16 protein-coding genes and 2 pseudogenes are annotated in these 22,083 nt (G+C 59.8%); 14 read left to right on the plus strand and 4 right to left on the minus strand.

Translation table 11 applies throughout. From position 1 onward, the window contains the following. Window positions 1–2: 2 nt before the first annotated feature. The 9 genes and pseudogenes from QRN38_RS14415 to QRN38_RS28310 all read left to right on the plus strand — a co-directional run bounded on the left by QRN38_RS14415 (window position 3) and on the right by QRN38_RS28310 (window position 6,774). Entirely contained in the window at window positions 3–335 is a 333-nt protein-coding gene (locus QRN38_RS14415; RefSeq protein ID WP_002551631.1) for a phosphoribosyl-ATP diphosphatase, read from the plus strand. A 44-nt stretch (window positions 336–379) separates the two neighbouring features. Then, on the plus strand, window positions 380–655 hold the full coding sequence (locus QRN38_RS14420) for a twin-arginine translocase TatA/TatE family subunit (RefSeq protein WP_003378893.1): 276 nt from the start codon (window positions 380–382) through the stop codon (window positions 653–655). A 4-nt stretch (window positions 656–659) separates the two neighbouring features. Beyond that, window positions 660–1,121 carry a Sec-independent protein translocase protein TatB gene (gene tatB, locus QRN38_RS14425; protein ID WP_007245581.1) on the plus strand — a complete coding sequence of 154 codons (462 nt, stop codon included), beginning with the start codon at window positions 660–662 and terminating at the stop codon, window positions 1,119–1,121. Further along, window positions 1,118–1,918 (plus strand): twin-arginine translocase subunit TatC, encoded by an 801-nt coding sequence (gene tatC / locus QRN38_RS14430; protein WP_024667491.1) that lies wholly within the window; start codon window positions 1,118–1,120, stop codon window positions 1,916–1,918. The genes tatB and tatC overlap by 4 nt, the downstream gene beginning before the upstream one ends. After that, window positions 1,915–2,622 carry a 16S rRNA (uracil(1498)-N(3))-methyltransferase gene (locus QRN38_RS14435; RefSeq protein WP_005765543.1) on the plus strand — a complete coding sequence of 236 codons (708 nt, stop codon included), beginning with the start codon at window positions 1,915–1,917 and terminating at the stop codon, window positions 2,620–2,622. Before tatC ends, QRN38_RS14435 begins: the two co-directional genes overlap by 4 nt. 179 nt (window positions 2,623–2,801) lie before the next feature. Beyond that, window positions 2,802–3,773 (plus strand): annotated as a pseudogene (locus tag QRN38_RS28295) (methyl-accepting chemotaxis protein); the annotation flags it as partial. A 141-nt stretch (window positions 3,774–3,914) separates the two neighbouring features. Next, window positions 3,915–4,628 carry a methyl-accepting chemotaxis protein gene (locus QRN38_RS28300; protein WP_375232260.1) on the plus strand — a complete coding sequence of 238 codons (714 nt, stop codon included), beginning with the start codon at window positions 3,915–3,917 and terminating at the stop codon, window positions 4,626–4,628. Window positions 4,629–4,863: 235 nt separating this feature from the next. After that, window positions 4,864–5,916: pseudogene (locus QRN38_RS28305) on the plus strand (methyl-accepting chemotaxis protein); the annotation flags it as partial. Between the two features lie 141 nt (window positions 5,917–6,057). Beyond that, entirely contained in the window at window positions 6,058–6,774 is a 717-nt protein-coding gene (locus QRN38_RS28310) for a methyl-accepting chemotaxis protein (RefSeq protein ID WP_371245726.1), read from the plus strand. 281 nt (window positions 6,775–7,055) lie between these two features. Here QRN38_RS28310 and mdoH read toward each other — a convergent pair whose 3' ends face one another. From mdoH to pip, 4 genes are all read right to left on the minus strand, one after another. Further along, entirely contained in the window at window positions 7,056–9,635 is a 2,580-nt protein-coding gene (mdoH, locus tag QRN38_RS14450) for a glucans biosynthesis glucosyltransferase MdoH (RefSeq protein ID WP_007245578.1), read from the minus strand. Continuing rightward, the gene (locus QRN38_RS14455) at window positions 9,628–11,559 is read right to left on the minus strand and encodes a glucan biosynthesis protein G (RefSeq protein WP_269467375.1); all 1,932 of its coding nucleotides are present in this window, start codon (window positions 11,557–11,559) and stop codon (window positions 9,628–9,630) included. Before QRN38_RS14455 ends, mdoH begins: the two co-directional genes overlap by 8 nt. Window positions 11,560–11,818: 259 nt before the next feature. Beyond that, window positions 11,819–12,256 (minus strand): D-aminoacyl-tRNA deacylase, encoded by a 438-nt coding sequence (gene dtd / locus QRN38_RS14460; protein WP_005765550.1) that lies wholly within the window; start codon window positions 12,254–12,256, stop codon window positions 11,819–11,821. 41 nt (window positions 12,257–12,297) lie between these two features. Beyond that, window positions 12,298–13,269 carry a prolyl aminopeptidase gene (pip, locus tag QRN38_RS14465; RefSeq protein ID WP_005765551.1) on the minus strand — a complete coding sequence of 324 codons (972 nt, stop codon included), beginning with the start codon at window positions 13,267–13,269 and terminating at the stop codon, window positions 12,298–12,300. 279 nt (window positions 13,270–13,548) lie between these two features. Between pip and QRN38_RS14470 the strand changes: the two genes are divergently transcribed. The 5 genes from QRN38_RS14470 (at window position 13,549) to bamE (ending at window position 22,082) form a co-directional block, all read left to right on the plus strand. Further along, entirely contained in the window at window positions 13,549–15,999 is a 2,451-nt protein-coding gene (locus tag QRN38_RS14470; protein WP_005765552.1) for a glycogen/starch/alpha-glucan phosphorylase, read from the plus strand. A 232-nt stretch (window positions 16,000–16,231) separates the two neighbouring features. Further along, entirely contained in the window at window positions 16,232–19,054 is a 2,823-nt protein-coding gene (locus tag QRN38_RS14475) for a DUF2339 domain-containing protein (RefSeq protein WP_057418316.1), read from the plus strand. A gap of 25 nt (window positions 19,055–19,079) precedes the next feature. Beyond that, window positions 19,080–20,429: a DUF3999 domain-containing protein gene (locus QRN38_RS14480; RefSeq protein ID WP_057418347.1), complete on the plus strand. Its 1,350-nt coding sequence runs from the start codon at window positions 19,080–19,082 to the stop codon at window positions 20,427–20,429. A gap of 133 nt (window positions 20,430–20,562) precedes the next feature. Beyond that, on the plus strand, window positions 20,563–21,573 hold the full coding sequence (locus QRN38_RS14485; protein WP_003381390.1) for a class 1 fructose-bisphosphatase: 1,011 nt from the start codon (window positions 20,563–20,565) through the stop codon (window positions 21,571–21,573). Window positions 21,574–21,827: 254 nt separating this feature from the next. Next, window positions 21,828–22,082: an outer membrane protein assembly factor BamE domain-containing protein gene (bamE, locus tag QRN38_RS14490; RefSeq protein ID WP_057418315.1), complete on the plus strand. Its 255-nt coding sequence runs from the start codon at window positions 21,828–21,830 to the stop codon at window positions 22,080–22,082. Window position 22,083: the final 1 nt, after the last annotated feature.

A 22,083-nucleotide genomic window follows, 5' to 3' on the forward strand; every position in this document is an offset into this window, starting at 1 on the left:
ACATGACTGATACGTTGTCCCGCCTGGCCGAGGTGCTGGAATCACGCAAGGATGCAGCTGCCGACAGCTCCTACGTCGCCAGTCTGTACCACAAGGGCTTGAACAAGATTCTGGAAAAGCTCGGCGAAGAGTCGATCGAGACCATCATTGCCGCCAAGGACGCAGCGGTCAGCGGTGATTGCAGCGATGTGATCTATGAAACCGCCGACCTGTGGTTTCACAGCATGGTGATGCTCGCCGCATTAGGTCAGCATCCGCAGGCGGTGCTCGATGAACTGGACCGCCGTTTTGGCTTGTCCGGTCACGCCGAAAAAGCTGCTCGCACGGCAGAATAGCGCTCTCCCCTTTCAAGCTTGAAATCTTTTACGAGGACTGTTTCATGGGTATTTTTGACTGGAAACACTGGATCGTCATCCTGATCGTCGTGGTACTGGTTTTCGGGACCAAAAAGCTCAAGGGCCTGGGCACTGACGTCGGTGAGTCGATCAAGGGCTTTCGCAAAGCCATGCACGATGACGACAAGCCCGCCGAGCAGCCTGCACCTCAACCCCAGCAGGCCCAGCCCGCGCCTCAGGGCTCGCCGCTGAACCAGCCGCACACCATCGACGCGCAAGCGCACAAAGTCGACGAGCCGATCCGCAAAGACCAGGTTTAAGCCCATGTTCGGTATCAGCTTCTCTGAACTGCTGCTTGTCGGCCTGGTTGCCTTGCTGGTGCTGGGTCCCGAGCGTCTGCCGGGTGCCGCACGCACCGCAGGCTTATGGATCGGCCGCTTGAAGCGCAGCTTCAATGCGATCAAACAGGAAGTTGAACGTGAAATCGGTGCCGACGAAATTCGTCGGCAGCTGCACAACGAGCACATTCTTTCGCTGGAAGACGAAGCGCGCAAAATGTTCGCTCAGAATCAGCACCCCGAAACCGCTTACGAGCCGGTGAGCCCGCAGCCAGCACCGGTGCAGACCGACGCCCCCGACACCGGGCACAACTCCCTCGGCCCGGCGGAACCTGCGGCACCGAAAACCGCACTGTCGCTGGAGAAAACCGCGAAGCCAGCCGATGCCGGCACGCCGGTCCCGACGCCTCCCGCCCACGATTCGTCATTGCCACCGCGAGCCCCATGAGCGCTGATATCCCGGAAAACGATCAGCAAATGCCGCTGATCTCGCACCTCACCGAGCTGCGTACACGTCTGTTGCGCTGTGTCGCGGCAGTGTTTCTGATTTTTGCCGGTCTGTTTTACTTCACGCAGAAGATCTACACCCTGGTGTCGGCCCCGCTGCGCGTCTACCTGCCTGAAGGCGCAACGATGATCGCCACCGACGTGGCCTCGCCGTTCATCACGCCGTTCAAGCTGACCATGATGGTCGCGCTGTTTCTGTCGATGCCGGTCATCCTGCATCAGATCTGGGGCTTCATCGCCCCGGGCCTGTACAAGCATGAAAAGCGTGTGGCCATTCCGTTGCTGGTCTCCAGCATCATCCTGTTTTACGCAGGCATGGCGTTCGCCTACTTTCTGGTCTTTCCGATCATCTTCCACTTCTTCGCCAGCGTGACACCGGAAGGCGTGTCGATGATGACCGACATCGCCAGTTACCTGGACTTCGTGATGACGTTGTTCTTCGCCTTCGGCGTGGCCTTCGAGATCCCGGTGGCGGTGGTGTTGCTGGTCTGGATCGGCATTGTCGACGTGAAATACCTGAAAAAGATTCGTCCGTACGTGATCATCGGCTGCTTCGTGGTCGGCATGATCCTGACCCCGCCGGACATCTTCTCGCAAACGCTGCTGGCTGTGCCGATGTGGCTGCTGTTCGAGCTGGGCATCCTGTGCAGCTCGATGATCAGGAAGCGCGGCGAACACCCGGACGATGAAACCGGGGACGCTGACAAGCAGGATCAGCCGCCCGCCACCACACCGTGAACCTGCTGTTACTTGAGGAGGCCGACTTTATCGCGGCCGACCGGGTGGTTCTGCGCGATCGGCGCCTCAAGCACATGCAGGAGGTGCATCGCGCAGAGGTTGGCGACAGCTTGCGCGTGGGCCGTGTCAACGGCTTGCTGGGCAGTGCCGAACTGCTGCGTCTGGAGCCTCACGAGGCCGAGTTGCGTGTTTCGCTGACTGCCGAGCCGCCGGCCAAGCTGCCGCTGACCCTGTTGCTGGCGCTGCCTCGTCCCAAAATGCTGCGCCGGGTGTTTCAGACCATTGCGACCATGGGCGTGCCGAAAGTCATTCTGCTGAACAGCTACCGGGTCGAAAAAAGCTTCTGGCAGACACCGTTTCTGGAGCCCGAAGCCATTCGCGAGCAGTTGATTCTGGGGTTGGAACAGGCGCGCGACTGTGTACTGCCCGAGATCGTGATCGAGAAACGTTTCAAGCCTTTCGTTGAAGACCGCCTGCCGCACATAGCTGCCGACACACTTGGCCTGGTCGGCCATCCTGGCGACTTCCCTGCCTGCCCGCGCGCGGTCACCCAGCCTGTCACGCTGGCGATCGGCCCCGAAGGCGGCTGGATCCCGTATGAAGTGGACCTGTTGCGCCAATCCGGTTTGCAGCCTGTGCAGCTGGGCGAGCGTATCCTGCGCGTCGAAACGGCAGTAACAGCCCTTCTGGCTCGTCTGTTCTAGACTTTTTACGCAAACTAAATCGCTTCAGTTAGTTGCTGCACTGCCGATGTAAGTGCATTCGTAAAAGAACAGACAGCTAAGGAGTGGTCATGTCTCGTGGGTTATCTCAACGTCTCGCCAACGCGAGTGTCAGCCTGAAATTGGCAGTCGGCTTTGGCCTGGTCATGCTAATGACCCTGATGATCTCGGCCACCGGCTGGTTCAGCAACCAGGCGCTTATTGATCGTGGCGACCGTGTCACAGCGATTGCAGAGATCAACGAGCTGACACTCCAATTGCGCATCAACCGTTCCCGTTACGAAGACCTGTTCAACGCAGAAAGCGCGGCAGAAGTCAGAACTACCCTGGATCAACTTGATGCAGCACTTGCTTACGCGAGAAGCCTGCTGCGCTCACCTGAAAACCTCCAGTCACTTGATGGTCAGATCCAGACCGCTCGTGAATACCGCCAGTCGTTCGCGGACATGTCCAAAGCCATCGATGTTCGCGAGGCCAGCCGCAGTCAGATGGGCGACAACGCCGACAAGGCGGTGGATCAGGCCAACAAGGTGGAAGCGGAGTTGCTCAAGGCAGATAACATCCTCGCCTTCAACGGCATCGTTGGCGTCAGCAAGCTGATTCAACAGGCGCGCTTCCAGGTTCGTGGTTACACCTACAGCGGCCGTCCGGACTTTGAAAAGAACGCCAACCAGGCTATCGATGAAGCCGTTACCGGGTTCAACACCCTGGCCGGTGACATTTCCTCCGACTACCTGCCGTTGCTGCAACAGGCCGTGGTCGGCCTAAAAGGCTACCGCGCTGCGGTAGGCCAGTATCGGGACGCGCAAGCCGCCAGCCAGGCCGCGCTGGAGAAAATGACAGCGCTGGGCACCACCATGCTGGCCACCAGCAATGAAATGATCGCCAGGCAGAACAAAAGCCGCAACGCAGACAGCGACAAGTCAGTCCTGATGATCGCTGTGACCACCGCGCTGGCCCTGCTAATCAGCATTCTGGCAGCCTGGATAATCACTCGTCAGATCACCACGCCCCTGCAGGAAACCCTTGAAGTGGTGGAGCGCGTTGCCTCCGGCGACCTGAGTCGCAACCTGCGGGTCGATCGCAAGGATGAGCTGGGCAAGCTGCAAAGCACCATCCAGCGCATGACTGTCAGCCTGCGTGAGCTGGTTGGCGGTATCCGTGACGGCGTGACGCAGATTGCCAGTGCTGCTGAGGAATTGTCGGCAGTCACCGGGCAGACCAGTGCCGGGGTCAACAGCCAGAAGGTCGAGACCGATCAGGTGGCCACGGCCATGCATGAGATGACCGCCACGGTTCAGGAAGTGGCACGCAACGCCGAAGAAGCCTCTGAAGCTGCGGTAGCCGCCGATCAGCAGGCCCGTGACGGTGAACGCGTGGTCAAGGAGGCCATCGCGCAGATCGAACGCCTCGCCTCTGCGGTGGGCAATTCCAGCGAAGCAATGGGTGCCCTGAAACAGGAAAGCGAGAAGATCGGCAGCGTGCTGGACGTTATCAAGTCGGTCGCGCAACAGACCAACCTGCTGGCCCTGAACGCCGCCATTGAAGCAGCCCGTGCCGGTGAAGCGGGTCGCGGGTTCGCCGTGGTCGCCGACGAGGTGCGCAGCCTTGCGCAGCGCACCCAGAAGTCCACCGAAGAAATCGAAGCGCTGATTGCCAGCCTGCAAAGCGGCACCCACCAAGCCGCGACGGTCATGGACAGCAGCCGCGAGCTGAGCGCCAGCAGCGTGGAGCTGACCCGTCGGGCCGGTGGATCGCTGGAAAACATTACCAAAACCGTTTCGGCCATCCAGTCGATGAATCAGCAGATTGCCGCCGCAGCCGAACAACAGAGCGCCACCGCCGAAGAGATCAATCGCAGCATCATCAATGTGCGCGATGTTTCCGAACAGACCTCAGCGGCCAGTGAAGAGACGGCAGCCTCAAGCGTCGAGCTGGCCAGACTCGGCAATCACCTGCAGTTGCTGGTAAGCCGCTTTACCGTTTGATCAAGCGCATCAGGCCCGTGCTTTTTGCGAGCACGGGCCCGACTGTCTGCGCTGAATGTGACGTCTGTCACCCCTCGTTTCTTCTCGGAAATCTCCTACGACCTTCTCAGGTCACACAATGGATCGCCATGCCGATGCGCTCACAACGCACGTCCTGACTCATACAGGACCTGCTTTTGTTCGCTCATTGCAGGAGATTCCAATGTTCCGACTGATCAATCACGCGCTCGGCAACATGAACGTCAGATTCAAACTGTCCCTGGGTTTCGGCCTGGTGCTGTTATTGACCCTGATCATCACACTCACCGGCTGGCATGGTCTTTACACCATGATCGACCGCTCCGAGTCGCTTTCGGACGTCTCACAGCTCACCAGCCTGACCAAAGACCTGCGCGCTGACAGAATCACCGACCGAGTGCAAAAGACCCCGGAGACCACAGCGCAAGTCATCAAAAAGCTCGACGAAATGAAAACCCACCTGACATCGCTGCACCGGCAGAGCACGGAGCAGGCGACCATCACCTTGCTCAACGGGCAACTGCAGGCGGTGAGCGAACTGGAGAAATCCTTCGCCGAGATTCGCAGCAATCGACAGAGCCGCAACCAGATACGCCAGCGCCTGGATCAAAGGTCAGAGCAGGCTTTGCAGGCAGTCGCGCAGGTCGAAGCCGAAGTGCTCAAGAGCGTGAGCCAGGAGCAGGACAGCAGCGAGCGCATGGAAGAATTCAGCAACATTTCACAACTGAGGCAGCAGATCCAGGTCGCGCGCTATCAGGTGCAGGCCTACACCTTCACCACCAAGGATGCGGATGAAACGGCCGCCATTACCGCTATCGACGAAGCGCTCAAGGAAGTCGAGCAGATCGCTCAGACCCAGGCCGACGACCCGCTTCAAGGGCTGGTACCCGCGACCGAGGCGCTGAAGGGTTATCGGGACAGCCTGAGCGAGTTCAAACAGATACAGACCAAAGCCGAGGCTGATCAGGAGTCGATGGAAAGCCTGGGTGAAAAGCTGCTTGAATCTGTGGCAGCGCTGACCCTTCTGCAAACCGCGCAACGTGACAGCGAAGCTGCAAACTCCAGAACGATGCTGGCCAGTGTGGCGAGCCTGGCATTACTGATCGGGTTGCTCGCGGCCTGGGTCATGACCCGACAAATCACCGTTCCGCTGCAACAAACCCTGATTGCCGCAGCACGCATCGCTCAAGGCGACCTGAGCCGGGATATGTCAGTAGCGCGTCGTGACGAGATGGGTCAGTTGCAGCGCAGTATGCAGACCATGACGCTTAGCCTGCGCGAGTTGATTGGCGGCATCAGTGATGGCGTCACGCAGATCGCCAGCGCAGCCGAGCAGCTTTCAGCCGTCACTGAACAGACCTGTTCAGGGGTGAACAGCCAGAAGGACGAGACGGATCTGGTGGCCACCGCCATGAATGAAATGGCCGCGACCGTGCAGGAAGTGGCGCGCAGTGCTCAGGAGGCATCCCAGGCGGCTGTTCAGGCCGACCAACAGGCGCGCAGCGGTGATGAAGTGGTCGGACGGGCGATCACTCAGATCGAGCAACTGGCGCGCGAGATGGTCAATTCCACTCAGTCCATGAATCAGCTCAAGCAGGAAAGCGGCAAGATCGTCGGCGTTCTTGATGTGATCAAGTCGGTTTCGCAGCAGACCAACCTGCTGGCCCTGAATGCGGCGATTGAAGCAGCCCGCGCGGGCGAAGCCGGGCGTGGCTTTGCGGTGGTCGCCGATGAGGTACGCAGCCTGGCGCAACGAACCCAGAAGTCCACAGAGGAAATCGAGGAGTTGATTGCGGCGCTGCAAAGCGGCACGCAGCAGGTCGCGACCACGCTGGACAACAGCCGCACCTTGACCGACAACACGGTCGAACTGAGCCGTCGCGCGGGCAGTGCACTTGAGGACATTACCCGCACGGTTGCAACCATCCAGCACATGAACGAACAGATCGCCACCGCCAGCGAGGAACAAAGCGTGGTTGCCGAACAGATCAACCGCAACGTCATCAGCGTGCGCGACATCTCCGAACAGACCGCCGCAGCGAGCGAACAAACCGCAGCATCCAGCGTCGAACTGGCCCGATTGGGCACACACTTGCAGGGGCTGGTGGGGAAATTCAAGGTGAGTTGATGGATCTGCGATGCAAGGATTCCCAAGCTGGAGCGCTTGGCGTTATACACCCGCCCGCTTTTGATTCTGCTTAACGGGCTTAGACAAGTTCGCTCCTACCCCTCGGACAGAAGTCTGCTTTTGATTCTGCCCAAGTGGGAGCGGACTTGTCCGCGAAGGGGCCGATAACGTAACTGTGGGAGCGTCGCCCGGTCCGCTCCCACAAAAAACCTTTTCTCGGCACACCCCAATAAAAAGCCCCTGAAGCAGTGCTTCAGGGGCTTTTTGGTTGCCGGGTGGTTTTAGACCAGGACCGGCTCCGGTGCTTTTACGACAGGTTGCAAAGGCAGCAACGGCGCGTGTGGATCAGCTTCGATGGAAGCTCTCCAGGCAGCCAGCCACTCTTCATGACCTTCGCTCCAGACCCGCTCGTGCAAGCGACCCAGTGCGACCGGGTCGCTCAGCAGCATCAGACGGTGCTGGTTGTCGAGCTTCGCCGGACCGACCTTGAGAGCGTGATCAACACGCTCCATACGCACGACTTCAATCGGCTGTGCCTGACGGTGACGCGAAGTGGCCAACGCGCAAGCCAGAGCATTCTGCCGAGGATCGACAACCGCGCGAATAAAGCCTTGTTTCAGCGCATGCCAACGGTTCTCGTGGGTGTACTGATCGGTCGAGACCAGCTCTTGGGGCGGCTCGAATTCTTCAGGAATCAGGAAGAATTTCTCGTCGCGCGCCTTGAGGCCCAGGTTGGTACGGCTGGAAATCACCGACACCGGAATCGACAGCATCAACGAAACCACGATAGGCGCAAGCCACCACAGGAAGCTGGGATTCAACCAGAACACCAGCAGTGCCCAGCATGCGCCCAGCAAGGTCTGCGGACCGTGACGCTTCACCGCTTCAAGCCACGGCGTGGAGTCATCGTCGCGTTGCGGCGAGTTCCAGGTTGCGGCCCAGCCCAGGAAGGCAGCCAGTACGAAGCGTGTATGGAACAACATGCGCACCGGTGCGAGCAGCACCGAGAAGAGCATTTCCAGCAGCATCGAAACGGTAACCTTGAACTTGCCACCGAAGCCTTTCGCGCCCTTGGCCCAGATCAGAATAACGCTGAGCAGTTTAGGCAGGAACAGCAGAACGATGGTGGTCGAGAACAACGCTACAGCGCGTTCCGGATGCCATTGTGGCCACAACGGATACAACTGGCGCGGCTCAAGGAAGTAGGTCGGCTCCATCAGGGTGTTCACCGCCAACAGGGCCGTGGACAACACAAGGAAGAAGAACCACAACGGTGCCGACAGGTATGACATCACGCCGGTCAGAAACACCGCACGGTGAACCGGGTGCATGCCCTTGACCAGAAACAGCCTGAAGTTCATCAGGTTGCCGTGGCACCAGCGACGGTCACGCTTGAGTTCGTCGAGCAGGTTGGGCGGCAGCTCTTCGTAACTGCCCGGCAGGTCGTAGGCAATCCATACGCCCCAGCCGGCACGGCGCATCAGCGCAGCTTCAACGAAGTCGTGGGACAGAATTGCACCGGCAAACGCGCCCTTACCGGGCAACGGCGCAAGCGCACAGTGCTCGATGAACGGCTTCATGCGAATGATCGCGTTGTGACCCCAGTAGTGGGATTCACCCAACTGCCAGAAGTGCAGACCGGCCGTGAACAGTGGACCATAGACGCGGGTAGCAAACTGCTGCATGCGTGCATACAGCGTGTCCATACCCGAAGCACGTGGCGCGGTCTGGATGATACCGGCGTCCGGCGTGGCTTCCATCAGGCGAACCAGGCTGGTCAGACACTCACCGCTCATGACGCTGTCGGCGTCGAGTACGACCATGTAGCGGTATTCACCGCCCCAGCGACGGCAGAAGTCATCGAGGTTGCCGCTTTTACGTTTTACGCGACGGCGACGACGACGATAGAAGATGCTGCCAAAACCTTTGGTCTCGCGGCACACATCCAGCCAGGCCTGTTGCTCGGCGACGGCAATATCGGTCTCGTTGGTATCACTGAGCACGAAAAAGTCGAAGCGGTCCAGATTACCCGTGGCCGCTACCGACTCGAACGTTGCACGCAAACCCGCGAAAACACGCGGCACGTCTTCGTTACAGATCGGCATGACCAGCGCGGTGCGTGCACCGGCTTCAATCGGCTCGTTGCCAGCACTGGCACCGGAGATGCGGTACTTGTCACGCCCGGTGAGCAATTCCAGAAAGCCCATCAGTGCGGTCCAGAAACCAGCCGACACCCAGCAGAACAGAATGCCGAACAGCAACAGAATACTGGTCTGCAAGGCATAAGGCAGGACCTGCAAAGCGGTCTGCACGAAGGTCTGACGGGTGATTTCATCCAGCGAAACCAGCGACCAGCCCTGATACGGCAAGATGCCTTTCATGTACGAGCCAGCCACAATCGTCTGACCCAGCATGAGGATCAGCAGAATGTAGCGGCGGATCGAACCGACGGTACGCCAGCGAGACTTCGGCAGATCCCGAGGCAGATCGCTGTGATCCGGCTTGGGCGGGTTGCTCTTGCCGGTCAGGCGGCGCCAGCCACGCACCAGAATGTTGGTGCGCCACGGCTCGGGCACAACCTTGGTCCGGCGAATCGGCGGTGTAGCCTTCAGGCACAGACGCCCGCTGGCATCGACGCCGAGCATCTCGGCGTCTTCCAGATCGTCTGCGGACAGCGTCAGACGACGGCCTACCGAAGCCTGAGCGGCCTCGGCAGGATCGGTGACCGGCTGCGCCGAAAGGCGTTCATGCAACTCGGCGAAGGTTGTGCAGCTGGCAAGTTCTGCCCGCTGCTCGTCGCTCATCGGCAAATGCGCCAGGTACTCGTTCAGAGACACTGGCACCCATTGAGAATTACTCATCGCTCGGCAACTGATAGCTCCAGGTCTCGGTCATGACTTGCAACGTCTTGGCCGGTTCCGGATGGGTGGGTGCTGCCTCGGTAGCAGGCTGCTGAATATCTTTACCGTCCTTGCCCTTGGCTACGTCATCAGCCTTGGCTGCATCAGCCTTGGCAACGTCACCTTTGGCAGCGTCGGCCTTGGATGCATCAGCTTTGCCAGCTTCCGGCTTGGCGGCTTCAGGCTTCGGCGCGTCGGCTTTGGCAATTTCTACCTGGTCGTTGGCGGACTCTTTGGCAACGGCGGGCTTTGCAGCTTCCTTGGCAGCAGCTTCCTTGGCGGCAGCTTTCTTCTCGTCAGCTTTATCAGCGACGAGCAACGCAGGTTCCTTGCCCGGCTCGGCAGGGATTTCACGCAGCAGATAAGCGCGCATCTCGGTCGCCTTGCCGGCATCCTTGACCTTCACACGAAGGGTCAGGCGGTAGCCTTTGGTGACCGGGTTGTAACGCAGGTTGTTTTCCACCAGCTCGACGTTGTCGTCGGTAGTGACCTGGCTACGAATGGTCTTGTCTTCCGGCAATGCGGCCAGTACCGGACCAACGAAGTCGACCAGAAATGCAAGGCTGCCGTCCGGCTGACGAATCAGGTTGGACTGACGCACGTCACCGATGGAGCGTTGGGTCTGTTTGACCCAGCCCAGATCCGGCGAGTGAATCGAGTTTTCCTGCATGGTCCAGTGCAGACGGTAATCGAACGCCATTTCCTCGCCCGGCGCCTTGAGGGTCTCAGGCTTCCAGAACGCGACGATGTTGTCGTTGGTCTCGTCGGCAGTCGGGATTTCGACCAGCTCGACGGTGCCCTTGCCCCAGTCACCTTTTGGCTCGATCCAGGCGCTAGGGCGCTTGTCGTAGCGATCATCGAGGTCTTCGTACTGGCTGAAATCACGACCACGTTGCAGCAAACCGAAACCACGCGGGTTTTCGACCGAGAAGCTGCTGATGGACAGATGTTTAGGGTTGTTCAGCGGACGCCACAACCACTCGCCATTGGCTGCCTGAATCGACAGACCGCTGGAGTCGTGCAGCTCGCGACGGTAGTTAGGCACACGCGAAGGCTGGTTGGCGCCGAACAGGAACATGCTGGTCAGCGGCGCAACACCGAGCTTGTTGACCTTGTCACGCAGGAACATGCGCGATTTGACGTCAACCAGCGTGTTGGTGCCAGGACGCAGGGTTAACTGGTAGGCACCCGTGGCGCGTGGCGAATCGAGCAGTGCGAAAATCACCAGATGGTTGTCATCCGGGCCTGGCTTCTCGATCCAGAATTCCTTGAAGCGCGGGAACTCTTCACCGGACGGCGATGCCGTGTCGATGGCCATGCCGCGTGCGGACAGGCCATAAACCTGACCCTTGCCGATGACGCGGAAGTAGCTCGCGCCCAGCATGGTCATGATTTCGTCCTGCTTGTCATCCTTGTTGATCGGATACAGAACGCGAAAACCGGCATAACCCAGTTTCTCGGAGGTTTTCGGATCGATGTTCAGGCCGCCGAAGTCAAACCGACTGGCGTCATACTTGATCTCGTCAACGCTGGTCGCGGTCACTTCGTTGATCTTGACCGGCGTATCGAAGTGCATGCCCTGGTGGTAGAAAGACACTTTGAACGGGGTCTTGTCGCCCGCCCATTCGGCCTTGTCATCACGGAAGCGGATCTTCTGATAGTCGGCGAACTTCATGTCGCGCAGTTCGTTCGGCAGATTGCTCCGCGGAGCCTCGAACTTCTGCCCGGCCATTTCTTTGGCCTTTGCCGCTACATCATCAAGGCTGAACGCCCACAGCTGGCCTGCACTGAACAGGCACACAAGGGCCGAGCTTGCCAGAAGTGCACTACGCAACCGCTTGACGGGTGTCTTTGGAGCATCACAGGGACTAACAATCACGAGCAACCCTCGCCGAAAAACAGATGAATAAACCAACGGCCAGCTATCAATGCCGGGTTGGCGAGCATTGTTCCGACTCCGAATGGGCTTAATGATTCCCCAATCCGATGTCAGAACCGCTTTTGTCATACCAATTGGACCAACAGTGCCGATCCCCGTAGCGCGCGATTATCCAGCAGCGCGCGCTACAACGCATCAGGTATGACAAAGAATTTATTTCCTGAACGAACGATGAATTCGCCAGGCGTAACGGTGAAATCGTAGCTTACGTCTCAAACAAAAATGTCACAGGGCCATCATTTATCAGGTGCACCTGCATATCCGCACCAAATTGGCCCGCTGCCACGACCGGGTGCGCGATTCTGGCCTGACTCAATAGGTAGTCAAACAACTCGGCACCCAGCGCTGGAGCAGCGGCTTTCGAGAACCCTGCGCGCAACCCGCTTTTGGTATCGGCAGCCAGCGTGAACTGCGAAACCAGCAGCAATCCGCCGCTGACTTCGCGCAATGACAGGTTCATCTTGCCGTCGGCGTCGCTGAACACACGATAATTGAGCAGTTTGTGCAGCAACTTATCGGCACTGGCGCGAGTGTCTTGAGGCTCTATCCCGACCAGCACCAATATACCTTGATCGATAGCACCAACGACCTCGGTACCCACCTCGACGCGTGCGCTGCGCACGCGCTGCAACAAACCTTTCATAGAGACCTTTCCAGACTTCAGACCCGTTTCAAAAACCGCCGTCAGGCTTCTTCGGGCGGCAGATCGAGCAGGTTCTGCGCAATCTGTGCAGCGGCACGTACCAGCGCATCGGCGATACCGGTTTCGGCGGCCGAATGCCCTGCGTCGCGAATGATCTGCAGCTCGCTGTCGGGCCAGTTCTGATGCAGCTCCCAGGCATTGTCCAGCGGGCAGATGACATCGTAACGACCGTGCACAATGATTGCCGGCAGGTGAGCGATCTTCGGCATGTCGCGAATCAGCTGGTTCTCTTCCAGAAACGCCTTGTTCATGAAGTAGTGGCATTCGATACGCGCGATGGACAGGGCACGGTGCGGATCGGTAAAGCGGTCGACCACCTGAGGATTGGGACGCAAGGTTGCGCAGCGGCCTTCCCACGTCGACCAGGCCTTGGCGGCGTGCATCTGGGCAATCTGGTCTGCGCCGGTGAGACGCTTGTGAAAGGCAGCGAGAATATTGTTGCGCTCATCCAACGGGATAGGGGCGACGTAGTCCTGCCAGTAATCGGGGAACAGGCGGCTGGCACCTGCTTGATAGAACCAGTCGATTTCCTGCTGACGGGCCAGAAACACGCCACGCAGGATCAGCGCATGCACGCGGTCGGGGTGGGTCTGAGCGTAAGCCAGCGCGAGGGTCGAACCCCACGAGCCGCCGAACAGTACCCATTTGTCGATGCCCAAGTGCTCGCGAATGACCTCAAGGTCTTCCACCAGCTTCCAGGTGGTATTGTTTTCGAGGCTGGCATGAGGTGTGGAGCGGCCACAGCCACGCTGATCGAAGGTAACAATTCGGTACAGGTTGGGATCGAAATAGCAGCGGCTGTGCGCATCGCATCCAGAACCCGGGCCACCGTGAATGAACACCACAGGCAAACCTTCAGGCGAACCGCTTTCATCGACGTAGAGCACATGCGGTTGTTCCACGGCCAGATCGTGCCGGGCGTAGGGTTTGATCTGCGGGTACAAAGTCTGCATAAGTGCTCCATAAGTCCAGTTCAGAGGCTTCTATTGTTCTGCCACGGGGCATCATAAACCCGAAACGAAGAATGAGCATGCTGCACGTCATTGATCGGGGTGGAACGATCGATGCAAGCGTTTTGCCAATTTGAAAAGTTCGCGAACCAGAGCCGTCGCGCTGGGTCGAAGCGTGAGTCGTAAACCGAATTATTTCTCTATTTTCAGGAAATAACTGACGACACGCCTACAGTCTAAGAATCCCGTTTTTCATTCGTCAGACTACTTGAGGTTGTATCGATGTCTCAGGAACCACTTGTTCGTGACGCTGATGTGGCAGCTTTTCGCGCCGCCGTGCTCGCCAAACTCACCTATTCGGTGGGCAAGGACCCCGACCATGCGTTTGAGCATGACTGGTTTGAAGCCGTTGCTCTGGCCGCTCGTGACCACATGGTCGAACACTGGATGGACCACACGCGACAGATTTATCGCAAGGTCCAGAAGCGCGTTTATTACCTGTCGCTGGAATTTCTGATCGGCAGGCTGCTGTACGACAGCCTGAGCAACCTCGGCCTGCTGGAAGTCGCTCGCGAAGCGTTGACCGAGCTGGGCGTGGACATAGAGCGTATCCGCTTGCTCGAACCCGACGCTGCGTTGGGTAACGGCGGCCTGGGCCGCCTGGCCGCGTGCTTTATGGAAAGCATGTCGACCCTGGGCATTGCTGGCCACGGTTACGGCATTCGTTACGAGCATGGGCTGTTTCGTCAGGGCATCGTCGATGGCTGGCAGCAGGAACAGACCGAGAACTGGCTGGACTTCGGCAACCCGTGGGAATTCGAGCGCCCTGAGGTGGTGTACTCCATCGGCTTCAGCGGCAGCGTCGACACCGTTGTTACCGAAGCGGGCGAGTCGCGTCAGGTATGGCGTCCGGGCGAAACCGTGCGGGCCATCGCCTATGACACCCCCGTGGTGGGCTGGCGCGGCAAAAGCGTCAACACCCTGCGCCTGTGGCGTGCCCGTGCAGTAGAAGATCTGCATCTGGAGCGCTTCAACGCCGGCGACCACTTTGGTGCGGTGGCCGAAGTGGTCCGCGCAGAAAGCATCTCGCGCGTGCTGTATCCGAACGATGCAACCGAAGCGGGCCAGGAACTGCGCCTGCGTCAAGAGTACTTCTTCGTATCGGCATCGCTGCAGGACTTGCTGCGTCGCCACCTGAACCAGCACGCGACGCTGACCGACCTGGCCGATCACGCTGCGATCCAGATGAACGACACGCACCCCTCGATTGCAGTGGCCGAACTGATGCGTCAGTTGATCGACAACCACAACATTGCGTGGGACACCGCCTGGAAAATCACCGTCGGCACCCTCGGTTACACCAACCACACGTTGCTGCCCGAAGCGCTGGAAACCTGGTCGGTCGGTCTGATGGAGCGCATGCTGCCGCGCCACATGCAGATCATCTACCTGATCAACGCGCAACACATCGACACGCTGCGTGCCAAAGGCGTCGACGACGTCAACGTGCTGCGCGCGGTGTCGCTGATCGAAGAAGACAACGGTCGTCGTGTGCGCATGGGCAACCTCGCCTTCCTCGGTTCGCACAGCGTCAACGGCGTTTCGGCGCTGCACACTCAGTTGATGCGCAAGACCGTATTCGCAGAGCTGCACAAGATCTACCCGGACCGGATCAACAACAAGACCAACGGCATCACCTTCCGCCGCTGGCTGTTCCAGGCCAACCCGAAACTGACCGAAATGCTCGTCGAATCGCTGGGCGAGGATGTTCTGGACAACGCCGAGACCCGACTCAAGGAGCTTGAGCCGTTCGCCGAGAAGTCATCGTTCCGCAAGCAAATGGCCGATCAGCGCCTGCACAGCAAGCGTGCCCTGGCCGCGATCATTCATGAGCGTCTGGGCATTGCGGTCAACCCTGCGGCGATGTTCGACGTGCAGGTCAAACGGATTCACGAATACAAGCGTCAGTTGCTGAACCTGTTCCACACCGTCGCGCTGTATCAGGCCATTCGTGCCGAACCGGGTACAGACTGGGTGCCGCGAGTGAAAATCTTCGCCGGCAAGGCAGCCGCCAGCTATCACTCGGCCAAGCTGATCATCAAGCTGACCAACGACATCGCCCGGACCGTGAACAACGACCCTACGGTTCGTGGTTTGCTGAAAGTGGTGTTCATGCCCAACTACAACGTCAGCCTGGCCGAGAGCATCATTCCGGCAGCCGACCTGTCCGAGCAGATCTCCACTGCGGGCCTGGAAGCGTCGGGCACCAGCAACATGAAATTCGGCCTTAACGGCGCACTGACCATCGGCACACTGGACGGTGCCAACGTGGAGATGAGCGAGCAGGTCGGGCTGGAGCACATGTTCATCTTCGGCATGACCTCGCAACAGGTCGAAGCCCGCAAACAGGCAGGCGAATTCAGCGCGCATGCTGATGTAGAGGCATCGGGACGTTTGAACGATGTACTGCAAGCGATTCGTGGCGGGGTGTTCTCACCGGATGATCCGAACCGTTACGTGGGCCTGATCGATCAGTTGCTGGCGTATGACCGTTTCCTTGTCTGTGCCGACTTCGACTCGTACTGGGCGGCCCAGGCCAAGGTCGAGGAACGCTGGCACGACTCCAAGGAATGGTGGCGCTCGGCGGTGCTCAACACCGCACGCATGGGCTGGTTCTCCTCGGACCGGACCATTCGCGAATACGCCGGCGACATCTGGAAGGCGCTGGACTGACCAAGCGCTGCTCGCCCACTCACATGGTTATCGTTACCACGCCCTGCGTGGTAACGACGTTCTGGACGCTCCGCGTCCGATCTTGAATGCGCTGGAGCGTGAGAACGATAGATGCCTGGTTTGAAGCATGCGTAACGAGGGTCTGTTCCGCATAAAACATTACAAACGATGTCCGTCCGCCCCTATATACTGCGCCCGATAAACCTTCACACACCGAAAAGGATGTCGTCGCGTGCTTTGGATTTGTCTGGTAGTGGGCGGTGCATTACTGGGCTATTTGCTCAGCTATGACGAGTGGACGGGGTTTCTGATCGGCGCGCTGATGGGCTGGGCTGTCTGGGCAGGCATTCGTGTACGTGTGCTTGGCAGGCGATCCGAGGCTCAACTGCAACAGATACTCGCAACCGGCAAAAACATCGAGACCCTCCAGCAACGCCTTGGCGCACTTGAACGCCAGCCTGCACCCGCCTTCGTACCGCCTGCACAGGACGCCGCTCCGCTGCCGGTGGATGCTGTCATTCTGCAAGCGCCGACTGCCGGCCCCGAACTGATCTGGGACCTGCCGGACGAACCACAAACGCAACCAACGCAACCTCCCGAACCTGCCGCCGCACTCCCCCAGCCATCACCACCGGCAACACCCAACCTGCTGGACCGCGCCATCGAGCGCGCAAAGAACTGGCTGCTGGGCGGCAATACCGTGTTGCGCGTCGGCGTGGTCGTGCTGTTTCTCGGCCTGGCGTTTCTTCTGCGTTATGCCACGGAAGGTGTGGTCGTGCCTGTTGAGGCGCGCTACGCCGGTGTTGCAGCCAGTGCGCTGGCCTTGTTGGCGCTGGGCTGGTGGCTAAGGTTGCGCAACGGGCCTTACGCGCTGATGCTGCAAGGCGCTGGCGTCGGCGTGTTGTACCTGACTGTATTCGCAGCGATGAAGCTGCACGCATTGCTGGACCCGACGCTGGGCTTTGCGCTGCTGGTCGCCGTCACGGTGTTCTCGGCCATTCTGGCGCTGAACCAGAATTCGCTGGCGCTGGCCTGCGCGGGCGCACTCGGCGGGTTTGCGGCACCGATTCTGGCCTCGACCGGTCAAGGCAGCCACGTTTCGCTGTTCAGTTATTTCGCCCTGCTCAATGCGGGCATCATCGCCATCGCCTGGTTCAAGGCCTGGCGCGTCCTCAACCTGATCGGCTTTTTCGGCACCTTCGGCATCGGCTTCGCCTGGGGCATCAGGGCTTACATCCCCGAACTGTTCTGGAGCACCGAACCCTTCCTGATTCTGTTCTTCCTGATGTATCTGGCTATCGGTCTGCTGTTCGCCCGCCACAAGCTGCTGGAACTCACTGACGCGCCACCGGATGCCAGTCGCGAAACCCTGCTGCGCTGGTCTGCACGCCAAGGTGATTACGTCGACGGCACACTGCTGTTTGGCACGCCAATCGTCGGGTTCGGCCTGCAATACGCACTGGTCGAACACCTTGAGTTCGGTGCCGCGTTCAGCGCGCTCACGCTGGGCCTGATCTACATGGGGCTGGCACGCTGGCTGGCGGCACGTGCAACCGGCCGAACCGTTTTGTTGATGGAAACCTGCCTGGCGCTGGGCGTGGTGTTTGCCACATTGGCAATACCGCTGGGCCTTGGTTCGCAGTGGACGACCAGTGCCTGGGCCGTGGAAGGCGCAGCGGTTTTCTGGCTGGGCCTGCGCCAGCACCGTAGGCTGGCACAGGTTTTCGGCCTGGTGTTGCAACTGGCCGCCAGCGCGATTCTGATCAGCGGCGGCGGCACCGACAGCGCGCGGCAAGCCTTTGCCAATGATTACTGGACGCCGATGATCCTGGCCATCGCCGCCATGGTCAGCGCCTGGTGCGTGTTCCGCCTCAATTCGCTGACCCTCATCGATCAGCGCACCGCCCGAACACTGCTGGTCATCTGGGGGGCGTTCTGGTGGCTGGTTTCGCTGGCCAGCGCGGCCGTCCTGCACGCGCCAGCGCCGTATCTGGCCTCCACGGCCCTAATCGCCATGGCAATCAGCGTGGCGCTCTGGGCCGCATTCGCCCTCCGTTTGCGCTGGACGGATCTCGCCGAGCTGTGCAGCGCACTAACGCCTGTGTGCGCTGCATTGCTGATGATCTCGGTGTACCTGCGCAATAATCCGGCAGGCAACCTGGGCTGGCTGGCCTGGCTGGCGGTGTTCGCGGTGCATCTGCTAAGTCTGCGCTACCTGGCGGGCCTGCAATCCGTCCTTGCCCAACGCATCGCTCACACAGTGGGCTGCCTGCTGATCATAAGCGTGCTGGCACTGGAGTTGCGTTTCGGTCTGTTGCAATTGTCCGAGTATTACAACGCCTGGCGCTGGCTGGGTTGGGCGATCCTGCCGAGCCTGTTCCTGCTGGCGATTAGTTCGACACGTCAATGGCCGTGGCCCGTGAAAGCCTGCCCCGTGGCTTATCACACAGGAGCCGCCGCGCCACTGGCGGCCCTGATGCTGGTGTGGTTCTGGCTGGCGAATATCTTCAGCGACGGCGCCGCCGATCCGCTGCCTTACCTACCGCTGTTCAACCCGCTGGAAATCGGCCTGCTGCTCGCGCTGACCGGCGTGTGCCTGTGGATGCGCACCTACCTGACGCACAAACGCAATCACACCCTGCTGCTGGCCGGCGCTTCGCTGTTCGCACTGATCACGGCGATGGTCATGCGCACCGCCCATCAGTGGGCAGATGTGCCGTGGGAAACCGAGGCACTGCTGGCGTCGATGCGCGTTCAGGCGGGCTTGTCGATTGTCTGGACGCTGTTGGCGCTGGCGTTGATGATCGGCGGCAACATGCGCGCCAATCGCGAAATCTGGCTCGGCGGCGCAGCATTGATCGGGGTGGTGGTGATCAAACTGTTTTTTGTCGAGCTGAGCAATCGCGGCGGCATGGAGCGTATCGTCTCGTTCATCGGTGTTGGCATTTTGCTACTGGTGGTGGGATATTTCGCACCATTACCGCCGAAACATGCTGTCAAAGATCTCGGCGAAACACCCGGCCCTGGCCCGACTGCCGCGCCTGAAACGCCATGAGGAACTGTTCTTGAGTCATCCCGCCATGAAAATCGCCGTGCTTGGCCTGGCCTTGTGCACGGTGATGACCGCCGCCGCTCAGGACAAGCCGGCGGATTTCGCGAGTCAGACCCCGCTGAGCCTCAGCGGCGAAGGGCCGTGGTATCGCATCGAGTTACCGCTTGCCGTCCAGTTGAATGCCCGTCAGACCGACCTGGGTGACGTGCGTGTGTTCAACGCCGAGGGGCAGCCGCAGGCTTATGCAATAACCCCTCGACAGCCCGAACGCGAGCAGGAGCCCGCGCCGATCGAGGTCAAATGGTTCGCGCTGTACAGCACGCAGGAAGCAGGCGACACCGCGCCGGTCATCCGCATCGAGCGCTCCAGCAACGGCAGCGTGATCGAGGTCCAGCCGCAAAGCGACATCGAAGCAGGCGAAGAGGTGCTGCGTGGCTGGCTGCTGGATACCAGCGCCGTCAAGGCACCGCTGGAACAACTGGTGATCGACTGGAGCACCGAGCGCGAAGGCTTTCAGAATTTCAGCATTGAGGCCAGCGACGACTTGCAGCACTGGCGCGACTGGGGTGAGGGGCAGGTGGCACGCCTGTCGTTTGCAGACGAAGTGGTCGAGCAGCGTGAAGTCGGCCTGCCGGGTCAGAGTGCCCGTTATCTGCGCCTGCTGTGGCGCGCCCCGCACAGCGCCCCGCTGTTGGTTTCCGCGCACGTGCTGAGCGCCGCAAGCGACAACCCGACGCCGCCGCTGACCTGGTCGCCGCCGGTCAAAGGCAGCGTCGAAAGCCCCAACGAATATGTCTGGCAATTGCCGGCAGGCCTGCCGGTAGGGCGCGTCAGGGTCGATATCGCGCAACCCAACAGCCTCGCCCCGGCAACACTTTACGGCCGTATCGACGCCAGACAGCCCTGGCAGCCGATCAGCAGTGGCCTGCTGTATCGGCTGTCGCAGAACAACAGCGATGTCTTGCAGGACCAACTGCAATTGTCCGGACGCATCGTTCAGCAGCTCAAGCTGGTGGTCGATGACCGCGGCGGCGGGCTGGGCAATGAGGCACCGCAATTGAGCGTGGCCGTACCGGCGACGGAAGTGGTGTTTCTGGCACGCGGCAACGGGCCATTCACGCTGGCGGTCGGTAACGCTGCAGCCAAAGCGGCGAACCTGTCGCTGGCGACCTTGATTCCCGACCTGAGCCCGGCAAAGCTGGCCTCTATCGGCACCGCGAAACCTGCCACGGCAAGCGTCGCCAACATGACCGCCGCGCCGTTGGTGGCCACGCAGAGCACTGACTTCAAACGCCTGGGGCTGTGGGCGGTGCTGTTGCTCGGCGTGCTGTTTCTGGGCTGGATGGCGTTCAGCACCTTGCGCGCGTCGAAACGCTGAAACATACGGCCTGTCGGGCTCGGTTAGCCCGGCATCTGAACTGAAACAGGCATAAGCCAGTCTGATAGCAGTATTACGTCGCCACTCGCGTTAAACTGCGCGGGTTTTCATATCCCTATTTTCGGAGCTATCCATGTCCCGCGTCACACTAAGTCGTTACTTGATCGAGCAGACCCGCAGCAACAACACCCCTGCCGATCTGCGCTTCCTGATCGAAGTGGTGGCGCGCGCTTGCAAGGAAATCAGCCACGCCGTCTCCAAAGGCGCGCTGGGCGGCGTACTGGGCAGCATGGGCACTGAAAACGTTCAGGGCGAAGTGCAGAAAAAACTCGACGTGATCTCCAACGAAATTCTGCTCGAAGCCAACGAATGGGGCGGTCACCTGGCCGGTATGGCGTCCGAAGAAATGGACAACGCCTACCAGATCCCGGGCAAATACCCGAAGGGCGCGTACCTGCTGGTGTTCGACCCACTCGACGGCTCGTCGAACATCGACATCAACGCACCGGTCGGCACCATCTTCTCGGTACTGCGTTGCCCGAACGAGTACCTGAGCCAGAACGAAGCCCTGAACGAAAAAGCTTTCCTGCAGCCAGGCACTGAACAGGTCGCAGCCGGTTATGCCATCTACGGCCCGCAGACCATGCTGGTGCTGACGCTGGGTGACGGTGTGAAAGGCTTTACGCTGGACCGTGAAATGGGCAGCTTCGTACTGACTCATGAAGACATCACCATTCCTGAGACCACTCAGGAATTCGCCGTCAACATGTCCAACCAGCGCCACTGGGAAGCCCCGGTACAGCGCTACGTCAGCGAGTTGCTGGCCGGTGAAGACGGTCCGCTGAAAAAGAACTACAACATGCGCTGGGTTGCCGCGATGGTTGCCGACGTGCATCGCATCCTGACCCGTGGCGGCCTGTTCATGTACCCACGCGACAGCCGCGAGCCGTCCAAGCCGGGCAAACTGCGCCTGATGTACGAAGCCAACCCGATGTCCTTCCTGGTTGAACAGGCTGGTGGCGCGTCCACCGATGGCCATCAGCGCATCCTCGACATCCAGCCCGAAGGCCTGCACCAGCGCGTAGCGGTGTACCTGGGCTCGAAAGAAGAAGTCGAGCGCGCAACCGCGTATCACAAAGAGTAAGACCGCTTCTGATGCTCCTGTGGCGGTTCAGCCTGGCTGAACCGCCATCAAGCGGGCAAATGCTCAGGCAAATGAGCATCGGGGATGCAGCCAGCACGGGGCTGCCAGTCAACCCTCTGATCCACGCCACAAATCCTTGCGTCCTGCGGGAACCAGATCCCGTTTTTCTCTTCTAAGCTTGCGGTACTGCGCCAGCGCCAGACTGTATCCGCCTGCACTGCGACGCGACCCCCTTCCGTTCAGGAGCTACATCCATGTCCTTGCGCACTGTCGCGTTACTCTCGTTCTGCGTCTTTCTGGCTGCCTGCAGCAAGATCACTCAGGAAAACTACTCGAAAATTTCCGCTGGCATGCCTAAGGCACAGGTCGAATCCATGCTCGGCAGCCCGACGGAATGTTCCGGCGCGCTGGGCATGTCCAGTTGCACATGGGGCGATCAGAACACCTTTATCAGCGTGCAGTACGCAGCGGATAAAGTGGTGCTGTTCTCGGGTCAGGGTCTGAAATAAA

Origin of the sequence: Pseudomonas sp. CFBP2511 (genome assembly GCF_030209255.1) — a bacterium.
GTDB classification, from domain to species: domain Bacteria; phylum Pseudomonadota; class Gammaproteobacteria; order Pseudomonadales; family Pseudomonadaceae; genus Aquipseudomonas; species Aquipseudomonas avellanae.